The following is a 16,355-nucleotide window of genomic DNA, read 5'->3' as shown; positions in this document are numbered from 1 at the left end:
GTGCAATTATGGGAGTCGGCGTATATTTTGCTAGGCGCCAAAAGTCAGCGGATGATTATTTTAAAGCAGGTGGGAGAATTCCTGGCTGGGCTGCTGGCTTCAGTGTTTTTGCAACCACACTGAGTTCCATTACATTTATGTCAATTCCAGCTAAGGCTTACACCGACGACTGGACGTTCTTAATCGGTCAATATATTGCGATCGCTATTTTACCTATCGTATTTTGGTTCTATATTCCTTTCTTTAGAAAACTGAATCTAACCTCTGTTTACGAATACCTAGAACGCCGCTTTGACGTAAAAATGCGTCTATTTGGTAGCATCTCGTTCATGCTATTCCACGTTGGCCGAATAGCAATCGTTACCTATTTGACAGCTCTTGCACTCATGCCGTTTATCGACATGAGCCCACTAATGATAGTGTTCCTGATTGGCGTGCTTTGCATCGTGTATACCTTCTTAGGTGGTATTGAAGGTGTAATTTGGACAGACGTTATTCAAGGTGTAATGCTTTCTGGTGCCGCTATCCTGATCTTCGTAGCCATCTGCTTCAACGTTGATGGAGGTATCAGCGAAATATTCAGTATGTCAGCGCGTGAAGACAAATACTTCCCTGCGGACCAATTCCGCTGGAGCTGGAGTGAAAGTACCATTCCTGTATTGATGATTGGTTTCTTCTTCGCCTCTTTACAACAATTCACAGCGAGCCAAGATGTAGTGCAGCGCTATATTGTTACCGAAAACATCGAAGAAACAAAAAAGGCACTGCTCACTAACGCTAAACTAGTAGCGTGTGTGCCGATCTTTTTCTTCGCTGTTGGATCTGGCTTATACGCTTACTACTCACAAAATCCTGGGCTTCTACCAGAAGACTTCAACACAGGTGGTATCTTACCATTTTACGTCATTTCGCACATGCCTGCTGGTATCGCTGGCCTGATAATCGCCGCTATTTTTGCAGCATCGCAATCAAGTATTTCAAGTAGTCTTAATAGTATCGCCGCTTGCTTTACTACTGATATCTACGAAAAAATCAGCAACACACCGTCTCCAGAGCAAAAACTAAAAGTAGGACGTATAGTGACCGTCGCTACTGGTATCTTAGGGGTTGTCGCATCAACATACCTTCTCCTTTCAAACGAAAGCGAAATCTGGGATTCGTTCAACAGCCTACTTGGCCTAATGGGTGGCCCAATGACAGGTCTATTCATGCTGGGTATCTTCGTACGCAAAGCGAATGCTTCTAGTGCACTAGCTGGTGTGGTTTCAAGTATCGCGACGGTTGTGTGCGTACGCTATTTCACCGACCTGAACTTCTTCTTCTACGGTGTGGTTGGTACGTTAATGGTAGTCATTGTGGGTTACCTAACTGCGCCACTGTTTAAAAACACGTTAAGCGACGCAGACAAAGAGCAATTGACTGTGGGAAAGCTTGCTAAGGCGTAACCAACCGTGCAAGGGCTCGGCAACGAGCCCTTGCAACCTACCCTAGAATTTGGAGATACCCACTGTGATTTACGGTCATATTCAACACCATAACATTAATCAATATTTGCCAAAGGCAATCTTACGTTGCTTGAACTACCTACAAACCGTCGACTTGATGGAATTGAAAGTGGGTCAACACACCATTGATGGCGACGATATCTTCGCGAACGTCATGGAATTCAATACGGTTCCTGCCGAAAGCAAACAAGCTGAAGTCCACCAAGACTATCTTGATATTCAATGCCTTATCTATGGTGAAGAGCGCATTCAATTTTGCAACGAGTCACCAAAAAACCTTCCGGCGAGCGACTACGATGCCGAGAACGACTTCTACTTAGTCAGTAACATGACCGACGCCAGCGAGGTGGCTCTACAACCAGGCATGTTTGCGGTGTTCTTCCCTGGAGAACCTCACAAGCCAGGCTGCGAAATAGTTCAGCCTGAAAAGCTCAAGAAAGTGGTAGTGAAACTCCACAAGCGTTTGCTCGCTAACTAACAACTTTTACGAATACACGTCATCGTCCTCTTATTATGCCATTTCTAATGGCAGGGGCTTTGTCGTGCCAAAAACAAGCAAATACGGATATTTGCGAGTGAAACATTAGGGATATATCTCTACAAAAGTGGTACTTAGAATGAAAAAAACTTTACTTGCTCTAGCGCTGGCTCCGGTTGCTCTACTGCCTATTACCTCTCAAGCAGCACAAATTTATAAAGCAGAAGATGGCTCAGTGTTGAACATGTATGGCCGTGTTCAAGGTGATTTCAAATATCACGATGAGCACAGCAACCCAGCCGCAGACGGCGACGAGAAACTGAACGGTTCAGTCAGTGCTCGTGTTGGCTTCAACGGCCACCAAGTGATCAACGACGATTACTCACTCATTGGTCAGATGCAGTACCAATTGGTTTCAAACGATGAAGACGCTAGCATCGATTGGCAAGCTCGTTACGTGTGGGCAGGTATCGACATGAACGAGAGTGGCCGTATCGAAACAGGCCGTGTGCTGTCGGTTGTGACGCTGTTCTCTGACATTGGTGATATCTTCTCTACTGGTGGCGACCCTGTTGCGGGTTACCACGTAGGTGAAGTTGACTCTAGTGCCGCGCTTATCTTCCGTCAAAATGGTACGTTCCAATACCGTAACGAAATCGGCAACTTGGCATTCGGTACAGCACTTATCACCAACAGCAACGTTGATTACGGTTACAACGCCGCAGCGCGTTACACCATCGATATGGGTGATGCGGGTGTCCTAAAGCCAGCCGTAATGTTCCAGTACAACAAATCTGACGATGTGAACGCTGACGTACAAGATTACCAAACTTGGGGCTTGGGCTCGCAATACTTCCTTGGCGGCCTATACCTAGGTGCGGCTTACACCCAAGAATCAATGGGGCTTAGAAACAGCAGCGACAATGCCGATACTACAGGCTACGACTTCCGAGCAGCATACGATTTTGGTAACTGGGTTGTTCGTGCGGGTTACCGTTACTTAGCACTGGATGAATCAACCAACGGCGAAGATGTGATTGAAGATGCAATTCAAACTGAGGTTCAATATCGCCTAACGCGCCAATCGTCTGTATTCTTGAACTACACCGACAACAAAGGTGGCAACTCAGAAATCACGTCTTCTGGCGCAAGCGTATCTGGTCAGAAAGGCGCAGTATTCACCACCAGCCTGCGTTACGAGTGGTAGCCTCTCAACCCATAACTACGTAATATGGTACCTTCCCCTATAGGACCAATAAAAAGCCGAGCCCTAGTCCAGCTCGGCTAAATGTCTTAGCTCACGCCCTTCACTCTAGGTTGCACGCTTTTCGTCACCTTATTAAATATTTCTGAGTTATGTCGTCTGGCTAATAAGGTTCTGGATACCCCACCTTAAAGTTAATGCCCTAAAAAATCATCTCAGATTAGAAATAATCTACTCTTGTTGATATATTTGAATTAGCAAAATCCTCAATTATTACTTAAACGTGTATTTTATCGCTTTGCCTAGCGGTCTAGAATCTATCGCCTTTAGGGTCGTCATCCATTAGTAATGGTTCGTCCAGTATCGGCTTGGAAGACTTTATTTAAGAAAGAAGCAAATGATGATTTCGAATGAAATTAGTGCGCCTTCTTACAACGAACCGCAGTTTACCAGTTACTGAGTGACCATTGAGGAAGCATTAAAGCTTTAAGAGCGTATCGCAAAGATAATTAAAGTGAAGGTTTGAGCCCTATGCAGTACAAGTTGCACATACGCTTCAGAGAAGGGAGGCTCTATCCTACAAAATCAGTTAGCTCACTCCCCTCCAGGAAAACCAATCTGACGCCACGCTTCGTAACTTACAACCGCTACCGCATTCGACAAATTCATACTCCTAGCATCAGGCAACATCGCTATACGAATACGTTGTTCTTCGGGTATACCGTTACGGATCTCATCTGGCAAACCAGATGTTTCTGCCCCAAACAATAAAACATCACCCTCAACATAATTAGGTTCGTCATGCGGACGAGAGCCTTTCGTCGTAAGAGCAAATATGCGCCTTCCCTCCATCGCTTTCTCAAAAGTAAAGTAGTCAGGGTGCACAGTCACTCTTGCAAGATCTCTATAATCAAGAGCGGCACGTCGCAATTTTTTTTCCTCTAGATCAAAACCAAGAGGCTCAATCAAGTGCAAGTGGCAACCGTTATTACTAGCCAATCGAATAATATTACCAGTGTTAGCGGCTATTTTAGGAGAGTACAAAGCAATATGAAACATAGTCTTTCGATGCTCTTAAATTAATGGTAAGCGCTTTCTCTGCGCCAATTATTCGTTCAATTATACACTTTTTTTCTTAGGTCGCTTTCTTTAGGTAACGATCTATATGTAGGTACCTATCTTAATTGGGCTTTTTCATCTTAACCTAAAAAAAATAAAATTTTCAGATTGCCATAATTGCCGACATCATCCGCCTATGTGCTAATTGTGGCGCGAACTTACACTTAATTGAACCGCTTGGTTTTGATTTTGAAGAGAAAAAAGTACGCCGCGCTGGTTTGGATTATCACGACCTAGCGCGAGTTAAACGCCACAAGAACCTAGAAGCCTTTCTTGAGTATCTAGAGAATGAACGTGAAGGTGACTTCCGTATCTTTGCTTGCACAACCAAAACCACAGGTCACCACGTGGATGCGAAATTCCAACAAGGTGATGTGTTGATGTTTGGCCCAGAAACACGCGGCCTGCCCGCTGAGTTCATTGAAAGCATGCCAATGGATCAACGCATTCGTATCCCAATGATGCCAGACGCGCGTAGCCTAAACCTGTCTAACGCGGTTGCTATCATTGCATTTGAAGCATGGCGACAAATGGGCTTTGAAGGCGCGGTATAACCGAACGCTCACTTGTCTGTTGTCAATAATAGCTAACACGCAATAAAAAAGGCTCTTACCGTTATCTCTTTCTTGCGAAGGATAAAGGTCAGAGCCTTTTCTGTTTTCCCTCAATATAAAGAGAGACCAAATTAATATAAAGAGAGACCAAATTAATTAGTTTAAGCGGTTACGATCATTGTCGTCGTCTTTCTTCTCAAACTCACCTTCAAAGGTGTTGCCTTCTTTTGATTGATCAGATGGATCGCGATTGAATGGGTCTTGTCCAAATGGGCTCTGGCCAAAACCAGCCTGTCCACCCGCATGGAAACCACCAGACACATTGGTAACCACCATTTTTTCCATCATTTTCTTGGCAATTATTGCTCTTGGTGCTGGCAGCAATACCAGCATGCCGAGTGCGTCCGTCATAAAGCCCGGAGTCAGCAGCAATACGCCTGCAACCGCAAGCATCACGCCTTCAAGAATCTGTTGTGCTGGCATTTCACCTTGCTGTAATCGACCTTGAACAGACATTAATGTCTGTATACCTTGGCTACGAACCAGCGATGCACCCGCAAATGCAGTAATCAAAACCAACGCAATAGTTGGCCACAATCCTAAGAAGCCACCAACTTGAATAAATAGCCCAATCTCAATGATGGGTACGAAGATAAAGAGTAATAGTAAGATAGGAAACACACGCCCTCCTTTGTTACTTCCAGTTTACGCTGAAAGCCTTATGAACCTCAAATTTATCCGGTAAATAAACGTGTTTATTGACCGGGAATAAGTTTGCAAAGTATTGACTAAACAAAAGCGAAAAAGGTGATCAACTTACTATTTTTATGCGCTAGGTACAGTATCATGTGCCACATAAGTCAGGACGGATTTATCAGCCCAATATTCTAGCGAACGGAGTATTTGCACACAGAATAGGCTAATAACTAACTATATAATCAGAATAATTCTCTAAGGATCCTGTTATGGCTACTCTATCAGAAGCACAAGTTGATGCTCCTCACGCTACTCGTCTCGAAGAAGATCTTTTAGGCCAACGTCATGTTCCCGCTGATGCTTACTACGGCATCCATACTCTACGCGCAGTTGAAAACTTCAACATTTCAAAAGTAACGATCTCAGATGTACCTGAATTCGTTCGCGGTATGGTGATGACAAAGAAAGCAGCGGCTTTAGCAAACAAAGAGTTAGGTGTAATTCCAAGCGAAGTAGCTAAATACATCATTCAAGCTTGTGACCTTATTCTAGACACTGGCAAGTGCATGGATCAGTTCCCATCGGACGTTTTCCAAGGTGGTGCTGGTACTTCTGTCAACATGAACGCGAACGAAGTGGTTGCTAACGTCGCACTGGAACTTATGGGCAAAGAAAAGGGCCAATATGAGTTCATCAACCCGAACGACCATGTAAACCGCAGCCAATCTACAAACTGTGCTTACCCAACGGGCTTCCGTATCTCTGTTTACAACAGCGTTCGTAAACTGATTGATGCGATTGAATACTTAAAAGGTGCATTCGAGCTTAAGAGCCAAGAATTTAATACGGTTTTGAAGATGGGTCGTACTCAACTTCAAGATGCGGTTCCAATGACGGTTGGCCAAGAGTTCCACGCTTGGGCGGTAACCATCAATGAAGAAATCAAAAACCTAGAATACACTTCAAAACTACTGCTTGAAGTAAACCTAGGCGCTACGGCTATCGGTACAGGTCTGAATGCAGCACCGGGTTACCAAGGCCTAGCAGTGAAGCACTTAGCAGAAGTTACGGGCCTAGAGTGTGTAGCGGCTGAAGATCTTATCGAAGCAACATCTGACTGTGGCGCATACGTCATGACGCACGGCGCACTTAAGCGTCTAGCGGTTAAACTGTCTAAGATTTGTAACGACCTACGTCTTCTTTCTTCAGGCCCACGCACTGGCTTGAACGAACTGAACCTACCAGAACTGCAAGCAGGCTCTTCAATCATGCCGGCTAAAGTAAACCCAGTGGTTCCTGAAGTAGTAAACCAAGTTTGCTTTAAAGTGCTAGGTAACGACAACACGGTTTCTTTCGCGGCAGAAGGTGGCCAACTGCAACTGAACGTCATGGAACCGGTAATCGCACAAAGCATGTTTGAGTCTCTGGACATTCTAACAAACGCATGTGTGAACCTACGCGACAAGTGCGTAGACGGCATTACTGTAAACAAAGAAGTATGTGAAGCGCACGTCTTCAACTCTATCGGAATCGTAACCTACCTTAACCCATACATTGGCCACCACGAAGGTGACATTGTTGGCAAGATCTGTGCTGAAACAGGTAAGAGTGTTCGCAATGTGGTTCTAGAACGCGGTTTATTAACCGAAGAAGAACTTGATGATATTTTCTCTGTTGAAAACTTGATGCACCCTCAATACAAAGCAAAACGCTACGAGTAACGAATGAACAAAGAAAGGCTCTGTTTCCAGAGCCTTTTTTCTTGCTTAATAAAATTATTAATAACTATATATTTTAGGAGTCACTCATGTTTTTACTTGAGCTATTCGTCGTATTGGGATGTATCCTGATCGGTGCTCGTATCGGGGGGATAGGCCTCGGCGTTATGGGCGGTGTTGGCCTTGCAGTACTAAGTTTCATTTTCGGGATTCAACCAACCAGCCCACCAATCAACGTAATGTTAATGATAATGGCGGTTGTGGCAGCCGCAGCCGCAATGCAAGCTTCTGGTGGTTTGGATTACATGATCAAGATTGCCTCTGGGATTTTGCGTAAAAACCCTCGCCACATCACTTTCATTGCTCCTTTAGTAACCTATTTTTTCACAATGATGGCAGGTACTGGCCACGTTGCTTACTCGGTTCTTCCAGTTATTGCCGAAGTGAGCCGTCGTAGTGGTATTCGCCCTGCGCGCCCACTAGGTATGGCCGTTATCGCATCACAATTTGCGATTGTTGCAAGCCCAATTGCGGCAGCGGTTGTCGCTTTGGTTGCCTTCTTGGAACCACAAGGCATCACGCTAGCTGATGTTCTTTCCGTCACTATCCCAAGTACTTTCCTTGGCCTTGCTTGTGCTTGTGTCATTGTCAACAAACTCGGTAAAGAGCTCAAAGACGATCCTGAATACCAACGCCGCATGCAAGATCCTGAATTCCGTAAAGAGATGGAACAAGAGGAAGCGGTTGAAAATATTACCATCACACCACAAGCGAAAAAATCAGTCGGTATGTTCCTATTTGGTGCGCTGACGGTTGTTGTCATGGGGGCATTCCCATCACTTCGCCCTCAGTTTGATGGCTCACCGATGGGTATGGCACACACTATTGAAATCGTCATGCTAACGGTTGCAGCTCTTATTATTTTAATCTGTAAACCAGACGGAAATGCAATTAGCCAAGGTTCTGTATTCCACGCCGGTATGCGTGCGATTGTTGCTATTTTCGGTATTGCTTGGTTAGGCGATACCTTCATTGGTGGCCATGCTGCAATGGTCAAAGAAGCGGTATCGGGTCTAGTAGAAGTTGCACCATGGACATTTGCATTCGCACTATTTGCTCTATCAGTAATGGTAAACAGCCAAGGTGCAACCACGGCAGTTCTTGTACCTGTGGCGATTGCTTTAGGGCTTCCGCCAGCAATTATTATTGCAACCTTCGTTGCGGTTAATGGTTACTTCTTTATTCCAAACTACGGTCCTATCATCGCGTCAATTGACTTTGATCGAACGGGTACCACGAATATAGGTAAGTACATCTTCAACCACAGCTTTATGCTCCCAGGCTTACTAAGTATGGTATTTAGCATTGCGTTTGGTCTGCTGCTATCGAATGTCATGATCTAATCGAATAGACTTTCGTTCTGGATAAAGAGAAGTGACACCACTTCTCTTTTTATTCCCCTCAAAAATATCGCTCTTTTCCTCTTCTAATCCCCCACCATACCCGCAACTTAATGTTAACCATTTAATTTACAGACACCCATCCTTTATCCTTATTTGATATAAATCAAATATTACTTAATTAATCCATAAATTTTATAAATTTTCATTTTGCATAAAATTCCACACATTTATTCGCTACATACTCTAGGCAACCTAAAATAAAAGAATCGTAGATAAACTACCAGCATAGATAACCACTTTAATCACACTAATAACCTGATAATTTTCAGTGTAATTATTGAGCAATAAATTAGTACAATAAAAATGTGAACAGTCGCTAGGTTAGAGTTAAAAATGAGATTTAAAATACCCAACAGATAAATAAAAGCTCAAATCTAATATCTGATTTAATTTAAAAATCAAAAATATAAACATTTGTTTTAATTAATTATTAAATTAACTGATCAATTCGAATTTTATTACATTTATTGATTTACCTTTTTTAGGATCAGCTATTTATTTTTGACTCGCGAATTCACACTGATCTGCCTGGGGGCATTGACGTGAAAGGAGATGGCTATGACTACCGAAACGATTAAAAAGGCAGAAAAAGGCGGCTTCTTTGCCAACTTTAAGTTCCCTTCTGCCTACACCATTTTATTTATTCTTATTGCGCTCGTGGCTCTGTTCACATGGATTATTCCAGCAGGTCAATACGACCGAGCAATGAATGAAGAATTAGGCCGAGAAGTACCGGTTACCGGCACCTATCAAACGGTAGAAGGTAACCCTCAAGGCGTGATTGATGTACTACTAGCACCGATTGACGGCTTCTACGACCACAATAGCTATGAAGCTGCGGCAATCGACGTTTCGCTGTTCATCCTAATTATTGGTGGCTTCTTAGGGCTAGTCACCAAAACCGGTGCGATTGATGCCGGTATCGAACGCGTTACCGCCCGCTTAGAAGGGCGAGAAGAGTTGATGATACCAATACTGATGGCACTGTTTGCCGCGGGCGGTACTGTCTACGGCATGGCAGAAGAATCACTGCCCTTCTATACCTTGCTAGTCCCTGTGATGATGGCTGCTCGCTTTGATCCTCTTGTGGCTGCTGCAACGGTACTGCTTGGTGCGGGCATTGGGGTTCTAGGCTCAACCATTAACCCATTCGCGACCGTTATCGCTGCCAACGCCTCTGGTATTCCATTTACAGACGGTATCGTGCTGCGTGTTGGCATGCTGATTGTCGGTTGGGGTATCTGTGTTGCCTACGTCATGCGCTACGCAAGAATGGTGCAAGCCGACCCAAGCAAATCAATAGTGTACGACAAATACGAAGAGAACAAAGCGCACTTTCTTGGCAACGCAAGTGGCGAAAAACTTGAATTCACTGCGACTCGTAAACTCATTCTAGCCATTTTTGGCGGCTCATTCGCGGTAATGATTTACGGTGTATCCGTTGCTGGGTGGTGGATGGCCGAGATCTCAGCCATGTTCTTAGCGGCGACCATCATCGTTGGTATTGTGGCCCGCATGAGTGAAGAAGAGTTTACTTCGAGTTTCATTGATGGTGCCCGAGACCTACTGGGCGTGGCGCTTATCATCGGTATTGCGCGTGGTATTGTGGTGGTGATGGACCGCGGTATGATCACCGACACCATTCTCTTCTCTGCAGAACAAATGGTCACCGGACTGTCTTCGGTTATCTTTATTAATGTGATGTTCTTCTTAGAGATCCTACTGTCATTCTTAGTACCATCAACATCAGGCTTAGCAGTACTCACCATGCCAATCATGGCACCGCTGGCCGACTTTGCTGGCGTAGGTCGTGACCTTGTTATTACCGCTTACCAATCCGCCTCTGGCTTGGTGAACTTAATCACACCGACCTCTGCGGTAGTAATGGGTGGCTTAGCGATTGCTCGTGTCCCTTACGTACGCTGGGTTAAATGGGTAATGCCGTTAATCGGTATCTTGATGGTGTTCTGCATTGTCGTACTGAGTATTGGTGCACTTATCTAACTAACAGCACTTCACTCCTTTCTCATCCAAAGCCGCTTCTCATAGCGGCTTTTTTATTGCTCCCTCTCCCCATGTCCCCCTACTACTGAAGTAGCATCTAGAAGCCATACACGCGATATTCAAGGTATCTTCTGTTCGTAACAAAGCTCAGCTCAACCAAAACACTCGCAATAGAAGAGTCACCCTACTTTTCAATATCAAATTAGATTGATGAAATAACACGCTATTTTCAGCCATTATTTTTAAATAAATAATTAGTCACTTATTAGCGTTAATTATATTTAAAGTCATTTACAGCCTAATAAAAAAACGTGAACTAATGACCTTTTTTATCAAAAAATACACTTAAACAGCCGACTTTAAAATGTGATCACAACATCTTTATTCGCATTTAATTTGTTAATAAATAATTAATTCCATATACAAAATTAAATATCTAAATAAAAACACTGCATACTTCCAAGCTAAGAACTCTCTTATCAATAAAAATATTCTGCATATATTCCCTCGTAAATTAGATTCTAGTAAGTTTCGTCAAAAAAACGTGCATAAAGTTCCCCAACAGCTAATTATTTAGAATGTATTAGCTGTGACTAAAAGTGCATAAAGTTTGTTAAAACCCTTAATTTTAAAGGGCTGCGAGAGAAAAAACGATTTGTGATAGATCTCTAAGAATACCTGACTATCAGGCGTAATATTAATTCCAGACAAGAGATATGAATAAATAATTCATTCTTCTCAACTGAAAATAAATAATTACTCTTAGCGATAAAAGTAATTCAAATATATAAGAGAGAGACGATCATGAGTAAGTTCTATGTAGGTTCTGAAATAGGTCAATTACGCCGCGTTCTAGTTCACCGTCCAAGACGCGCACTGACTCACCTAACACCCTCTAACTGTCACGATTTGCTATTTGATGACGTACTGGCTGTTGAGCGCGCAGGTAAAGAGCATGACGCATTTACTCAAACGCTACGTGATCAAGGTGTTGAAGTTCTTCTTCTTACTGACTTGCTAGCAGACACACTAGCCGTGCCAGAAGCGAAAGATTGGCTGCTAAACTGCCAAGTATCTGATTACCGTTTGGGTAAAACATTCGCCAATGATGTGCGCTGCTACTTAAGCGACTTACCAAACCTAGAGCTAGCAAAAATCCTAACGGGCGGTCTGTCTTACGCTGAGATGCCAATGAAATCGTCTTCAATGATGCAAGGCATGCACGCACCAACCGACTTTATTATCGAGCCTCTACCAAACCACCTATTTACTCGCGACACGTCTTGCTGGGTATACGGCGGTGTATCTATCAACCCGATGGCGAAACCTGCTCGTCAACGTGAAACAAACCACGTTCGCGCTATTTATCGCTGGCACCCAACATTCGCGGGCCAAGACTTTATTAAATACTTCGGCGATGAAGAAAATATCAGCTACGACAACTCAACGATTGAAGGTGGTGACGTTCTTGTTATCGGTCGTGGCACAGTGCTTATCGGTATGTCTGAACGTACAACAGCACAAGGTGTTGAGCACTTAGCATCTAGCCTATTCAAACACGGTCAAGCGAAACAAGTTATCGCCATGCAGTTACCAAAACATCGCTCTTGCATGCACTTAGACACGGTAATGACTCACATGAACGAGGATACATTCTCTGTTTACCCTGAGGTGGTTAGTCAAGACGTGCAGTGCTGGAGCCTAACTGGCGATGAATCTGGCACTGTGAATGTGAAAGAAGAAGGCTACTTCGTAACAGCTATCGAAAAAGCACTTGGCGTAGACAAGCTAAATCTCATCACGACAGGTGGTGACAACTTCCATGCAGAACGTGAACAGTGGAACGATGCGAACAATGTGCTGACAGTTAAACCAGGCGTCGTTATTGGCTACGAAGGCAACACCTACACCAACGAAAAATACGACAAAGCAGGCATCACGGTTCTTTCTATCCCTGGAGACGAACTTGGCCGCGGTCGCGGTGGCGCACGCTGCATGAGCTGCCCAATTGAGCGTGATGGTATCTAATCACTAAGACGAAACGGCCAAGCTAAGCCATTTTACAAGTTTACGTAAAATCAATAGCTTGGCCAAAATGAGAGAACACAATTATGACTAAGCAAACTGTTGTTGTTGCACTCGGTGGTAACGCCCTACTTCGTCGCGGTGAGCCGTTAGAAGCCGATGTTCAACGCCGTAATATTGAAACAGCGGTTAAAACCATCTCTGAAATCGCGAAAGTGTACAACGTGGTCCTAGTGCACGGTAATGGCCCACAAGTTGGCTTACTTGCCCTGCAAGGTTTGGAATACAAAAAAGTAAACCCGTATCCGCTGGATGTCTTGGGCAGTGAGACTCAAGGTATGATCGGCTACATGCTGATGCAAGAGTTCAAAAACTACCTGCCTAACCGAAACATCTCGTGCATGTTGACGCAAATGACGGTTGATCCAAACGATCCTGCGTTTGCCGATCCAACCAAGCCGATTGGCCCGATCTACGAAGAAGCGGAAGCGCGTGAATTAGCGGAGAAGTTCCACTGGATCGTAAAACCAGACGGCCAACATTTCCGCCGCGTTGTACCAAGCCCACGCCCTACAGGCATTGTTGAGCACGAAGCGATCACACAACTTATCGATGCGGGTCACCTCGTAATTTGTACTGGCGGCGGTGGCATCCCAGTGAAAAAAGAGAACGGCAAATTAGTGGGTGTTGAAGCGGTTATCGACAAAGACATGTCAGCGGCTTTCTTAGCGAAACAACTGGATGCGGACGCGCTGCTTATTTTGACTGATGCCGACGCTGTTTATCTTGATTGGGGCAAGCCAACTCAACACGCACTGCGCAGTACCACACCAAGCGAACTGGCGAAATTCGAGTTTGATGCGGGCTCAATGGGGCCAAAAATTGAAGCATCGTGCGAATTCATTCAGCAAGGCGGCAAAGTGGTGGGTATCGGCGCTCTCGAAGATGGTTTGCAAATCCTGCAAGGCCAAGCGGGCACCAATATCACCAAAGGTTAACCCACTAACGAGCTTTATAAGCTTAAACCTTGAGAGCTTTTAAACCTTGTGAAAACAGAATTAAACGAAACAAACAGAACCGAATAAATTGACTAAAAAATTAAATCGCGCTTTCTTGAATTTTCTTTCCCTGTAGCAAGAAAGCGCCTAAATCTAAGAAGGAATACATCATGGCTTTTAACCTACGCAATCGTAACTTCCTAAAACTACTAGATTTCACTCCACGCGAGATTCAACACTTGTTAGATCTTTCAATGGAGCTTAAAAAAGCGAAGTACAACGGTTACGAACAGCCAACACTGACTGGCAAAAACATTGCGCTTATCTTTGAAAAAACATCAACTCGTACTCGTTGTGCATTTGAAGTTGCCGCATTCGACCAAGGTGCTCGAGTGTCTTACTTAGGCCCATCTGGCTCTCAAATTGGCCACAAAGAATCAATGAAAGATACCGCTCGCGTTCTTGGCCGTATGTACGACGGCATCGAATACCGCGGCTTCGGCCAAGAAATCGTCGAAGAGCTAGGCGCTTATGCTGGCGTACCAGTGTGGAATGGTCTGACTGACGAATTCCACCCAACGCAAATTCTTGCAGACTTCCTAACCATGACAGAATTCGGCCGTGGTAAACAGTTACACGAAATCAGCTTTGCTTACCTAGGTGATGCTCGCAACAACATGGGTAACTCTTTGATGGTTGGCGCTGCGAAAATGGGCATGGACATTCGCCTTGTCGCACCAAAACAGTTCTGGCCACAAGAAGAGCTTTTAGCTCAATGTCGTGAAATTGCAGAGCACACTGGCGGCAACATCACACTGACTGAAGATGTTCAAGAAGGCGTGCAAGGCTGTGACTTCCTATACACTGATGTTTGGGTATCAATGGGCGAAGCAAAAGAAGCGTGGGCTGAGCGTATTAACTTAATGATGCCTTACCAAGTCAACATGGAAATGATCAAAGCAACAGGCAACCCACATGTGAAGTTCATGCACTGCCTACCCGCTTTCCACGGCGAAGATACAACCGTCGGCAAACAGCTTGCTGCTGAATATCCTCAGCTTAAAGATGGTGTAGAAGTGACAGATGAAGTGGTCGAATCTGAATACTCTATCGTGTTCGATGAAGCAGAAAACCGCATGCACACCATCAAAGCAGTCATGGTTGCGACATTAGGCAGTTAATAAGCTAATCAACTAAGAATCTAAATAACTAAGCACTTGTTGGCAAGATATTGACAAGTTAAGTGCTGCAATGACAGGGAAATGCGGGTGGCGTTCTTGGGAATTTGACCTTGAATAAAGCCCGCATTTTTTTTCATGTAGTTGAATAGATTATTACCTAAAAAAGCCTGAGATCCTCAGTTCCAACAAAGGCTTAAATGGAAGCTTTAAACGGACGTTATTTCGCATAAAAATCCATTAAATGAATACTTTACAGAAAGTATTGCATGGCATTTTTATCTGAGTATAATCCTCCGCAATTTGTCTTAAGAGAGCAAAAAATGAACTGCAATTCTGTCGCACATGATTGTCAAACTACACGCCAAAGAGTGGCGTTGGTGTCATTTTTATTTTGCTCTATTGATCGTTTCGAAGCCTCCTATTGTTAGGGGGCTTTTTTTTGTCCGCAATTTGACTGTATGCAAAGAAGGAAGACCCGTTATGGCGCATTCGTTATTTAACAAGCACATCATCTCCATACCAGAGCTCACTCGTAATGAACTGGAGCTTATCGTCAACACCGCAGCAAAGCTCAAGGCTGAGCCAAATCCAGAGCTGCTGAAAAATAAAGTTGTTGCAAGCTGCTTCTTTGAGCCTTCAACTCGAACTCGCCTTTCATTCGAAACCGCAGTTCAACGCCTTGGCGGCACCGTCATCGGTTTTGATAATGGTGGAAACACATCGCTGGCCAAAAAAGGCGAAACACTTGCCGATTCAGTGCAGGTTATTTCCTCTTACGTCGATGCCTTTGTGATGCGTCACCCACAAGAAGGCGCAGCACGCTTAGCCTCTGAATTCTCTAACGATGTTCCTATCGTCAATGGTGGCGACGGTGCGAACCAACACCCAACGCAGACCTTGTTGGATCTATTCTCGATTTACGAAACTCAAGGCACGCTCGATAACCTCAATGTGGCATTCGTTGGCGACCTAAAATATGGCCGCACCGTGCACTCATTGACGCAAGCGCTATCAAAATTCAACAACGTGCGTTTCTTCTTTATCGCGCCAGAAGTGTTAGCGATGCCGGATTACATCTGTGAAGAATTAGAAGAGATGGGCATCCAATACAGCACCCACAGCAGCATTGAAGAAGTGGTGCCTGAACTGGATGTGCTGTACATGACTCGCGTACAGAAAGAGCGCTTTGATGCGTCAGAATACGCACACATGAAGTCGGCTTACATTCTGACGGCCGATACGCTGAAAGACGCACGCCAAAACATGAAGGTGCTTCACCCACTGCCACGTGTCGATGAAATCACAACCGACGTCGATAAAACGCGACACGCTTACTACTTCGAACAAGCTGAAAACGGTGTATACGCTCGCGAAGCCCTATTGGCCCTAGTTCTTAACGACACTTTATAA

13 protein-coding genes are annotated in these 16,355 nt (G+C 44.4%); 11 read left to right on the top strand and 2 right to left on the bottom strand.

The features are described from left to right. The first annotated feature begins 8 nt into the window (after positions 1–8). The 3 genes from OCV24_RS00990 to OCV24_RS00980 all read left to right on the top strand — a co-directional run bounded on the left by OCV24_RS00990 (position 9) and on the right by OCV24_RS00980 (position 3,190). Positions 9–1,445, top strand: coding sequence for a sodium:solute symporter (locus OCV24_RS00990; protein ID WP_244291735.1), 1,437 nt, complete (start codon positions 9–11; stop codon positions 1,443–1,445). Between the two features lie 64 nt (positions 1,446–1,509). Next, positions 1,510–1,983 (top strand): N-acetylneuraminate anomerase, encoded by a 474-nt coding sequence (gene nanQ / locus OCV24_RS00985; RefSeq protein ID WP_150878746.1) that lies wholly within the window; start codon positions 1,510–1,512, stop codon positions 1,981–1,983. Between the two features lie 139 nt (positions 1,984–2,122). Then, positions 2,123–3,190, top strand: a complete 1,068-nt coding sequence (locus OCV24_RS00980) for a porin (RefSeq protein WP_150878744.1) — start codon at positions 2,123–2,125, stop codon at positions 3,188–3,190. A 591-nt stretch (positions 3,191–3,781) separates the two neighbouring features. Here OCV24_RS00980 and OCV24_RS00975 read toward each other — a convergent pair. Further along, positions 3,782–4,246 (bottom strand): tRNA (cytidine(34)-2'-O)-methyltransferase, encoded by a 465-nt coding sequence (locus tag OCV24_RS00975; RefSeq protein WP_150878742.1) that lies wholly within the window; start codon positions 4,244–4,246, stop codon positions 3,782–3,784. Between the two features lie 167 nt (positions 4,247–4,413). Here OCV24_RS00975 and OCV24_RS00970 point away from each other — a divergent pair, with 167 nt between their 5' ends. Next, positions 4,414–4,860: a tRNA (cytidine(34)-2'-O)-methyltransferase gene (locus tag OCV24_RS00970; RefSeq protein ID WP_150878740.1), complete on the top strand. Its 447-nt coding sequence runs from the start codon at positions 4,414–4,416 to the stop codon at positions 4,858–4,860. Between the two features lie 156 nt (positions 4,861–5,016). On the opposite strand, the gene OCV24_RS00965 is transcribed toward OCV24_RS00970, so the two are convergent. Continuing rightward, entirely contained in the window at positions 5,017–5,541 is a 525-nt protein-coding gene (locus OCV24_RS00965; RefSeq protein ID WP_017055876.1) for an FxsA family protein, read from the bottom strand. 284 nt (positions 5,542–5,825) lie between these two features. Here OCV24_RS00965 and aspA point away from each other — a divergent pair, with 284 nt between their 5' ends. The 7 genes from aspA to pyrB all read left to right on the top strand — a co-directional run bounded on the left by aspA (position 5,826) and on the right by pyrB (position 16,355). Continuing rightward, positions 5,826–7,277 carry an aspartate ammonia-lyase gene (gene aspA / locus OCV24_RS00960; RefSeq protein WP_077680963.1) on the top strand — a complete coding sequence of 484 codons (1,452 nt, stop codon included), beginning with the start codon at positions 5,826–5,828 and terminating at the stop codon, positions 7,275–7,277. A gap of 86 nt (positions 7,278–7,363) precedes the next feature. Then, positions 7,364–8,677: an anaerobic C4-dicarboxylate transporter family protein gene (locus OCV24_RS00955; RefSeq protein ID WP_017055878.1), complete on the top strand. Its 1,314-nt coding sequence runs from the start codon at positions 7,364–7,366 to the stop codon at positions 8,675–8,677. 618 nt (positions 8,678–9,295) lie between these two features. Then, a complete protein-coding gene (locus OCV24_RS00950; RefSeq protein WP_046225022.1) occupies positions 9,296–10,741 on the top strand; it encodes a YfcC family protein in 1,446 nt (481 codons plus the stop codon). An 804-nt stretch (positions 10,742–11,545) separates the two neighbouring features. After that, positions 11,546–12,769: an arginine deiminase gene (gene arcA / locus OCV24_RS00945; protein ID WP_017055880.1), complete on the top strand. Its 1,224-nt coding sequence runs from the start codon at positions 11,546–11,548 to the stop codon at positions 12,767–12,769. 83 nt (positions 12,770–12,852) lie between these two features. After that, positions 12,853–13,764 (top strand): carbamate kinase, encoded by a 912-nt coding sequence (gene arcC, locus OCV24_RS00940; RefSeq protein ID WP_017055881.1) that lies wholly within the window; start codon positions 12,853–12,855, stop codon positions 13,762–13,764. Positions 13,765–13,934: 170 nt separating this feature from the next. Further along, positions 13,935–14,945 carry an ornithine carbamoyltransferase gene (argF, locus tag OCV24_RS00935; RefSeq protein WP_017055883.1) on the top strand — a complete coding sequence of 337 codons (1,011 nt, stop codon included), beginning with the start codon at positions 13,935–13,937 and terminating at the stop codon, positions 14,943–14,945. Between the two features lie 480 nt (positions 14,946–15,425). Beyond that, positions 15,426–16,355: an aspartate carbamoyltransferase gene (gene pyrB / locus OCV24_RS00930; RefSeq protein WP_017055884.1), complete on the top strand. Its 930-nt coding sequence runs from the start codon at positions 15,426–15,428 to the stop codon at positions 16,353–16,355.

Origin of the sequence: Vibrio kanaloae (genome assembly GCF_024347535.1) — a bacterium.
Classification (GTDB): Bacteria; Pseudomonadota; Gammaproteobacteria; order Enterobacterales; family Vibrionaceae; genus Vibrio; species Vibrio kanaloae.
The sequence above is the reverse complement of the archived record's forward strand: the minus strand, read 5'-3'. Positions and strand labels throughout refer to the sequence as shown.

What these genes read in the sequence shown, in the direction of transcription:
- OCV24_RS00990 (WP_244291735.1), top strand. Translation starts at nt 9, where the DNA reads ATGGGAGTCGGCGTATATTTTGCTAGGCGCCAAAAGTCAGCGGATGAT.
- OCV24_RS00980 (WP_150878744.1), top strand. Translation starts at nt 2,123, where the DNA reads ATGAAAAAAACTTTACTTGCTCTAGCGCTGGCTCCGGTTGCTCTACTG.
- OCV24_RS00975 (WP_150878742.1), bottom strand. Translation starts at nt 4,246, where the DNA reads ATGTTTCATATTGCTTTGTACTCTCCTAAAATAGCCGCTAACACTGGT.
- aspA (WP_077680963.1), top strand. Translation starts at nt 5,826, where the DNA reads ATGGCTACTCTATCAGAAGCACAAGTTGATGCTCCTCACGCTACTCGT.
- OCV24_RS00955 (WP_017055878.1), top strand. Translation starts at nt 7,364, where the DNA reads ATGTTTTTACTTGAGCTATTCGTCGTATTGGGATGTATCCTGATCGGT.
- OCV24_RS00950 (WP_046225022.1), top strand. Translation starts at nt 9,296, where the DNA reads ATGACTACCGAAACGATTAAAAAGGCAGAAAAAGGCGGCTTCTTTGCC.
- arcA (WP_017055880.1), top strand. Translation starts at nt 11,546, where the DNA reads ATGAGTAAGTTCTATGTAGGTTCTGAAATAGGTCAATTACGCCGCGTT.
- arcC (WP_017055881.1), top strand. Translation starts at nt 12,853, where the DNA reads ATGACTAAGCAAACTGTTGTTGTTGCACTCGGTGGTAACGCCCTACTT.
- argF (WP_017055883.1), top strand. Translation starts at nt 13,935, where the DNA reads ATGGCTTTTAACCTACGCAATCGTAACTTCCTAAAACTACTAGATTTC.
- pyrB (WP_017055884.1), top strand. Translation starts at nt 15,426, where the DNA reads ATGGCGCATTCGTTATTTAACAAGCACATCATCTCCATACCAGAGCTC.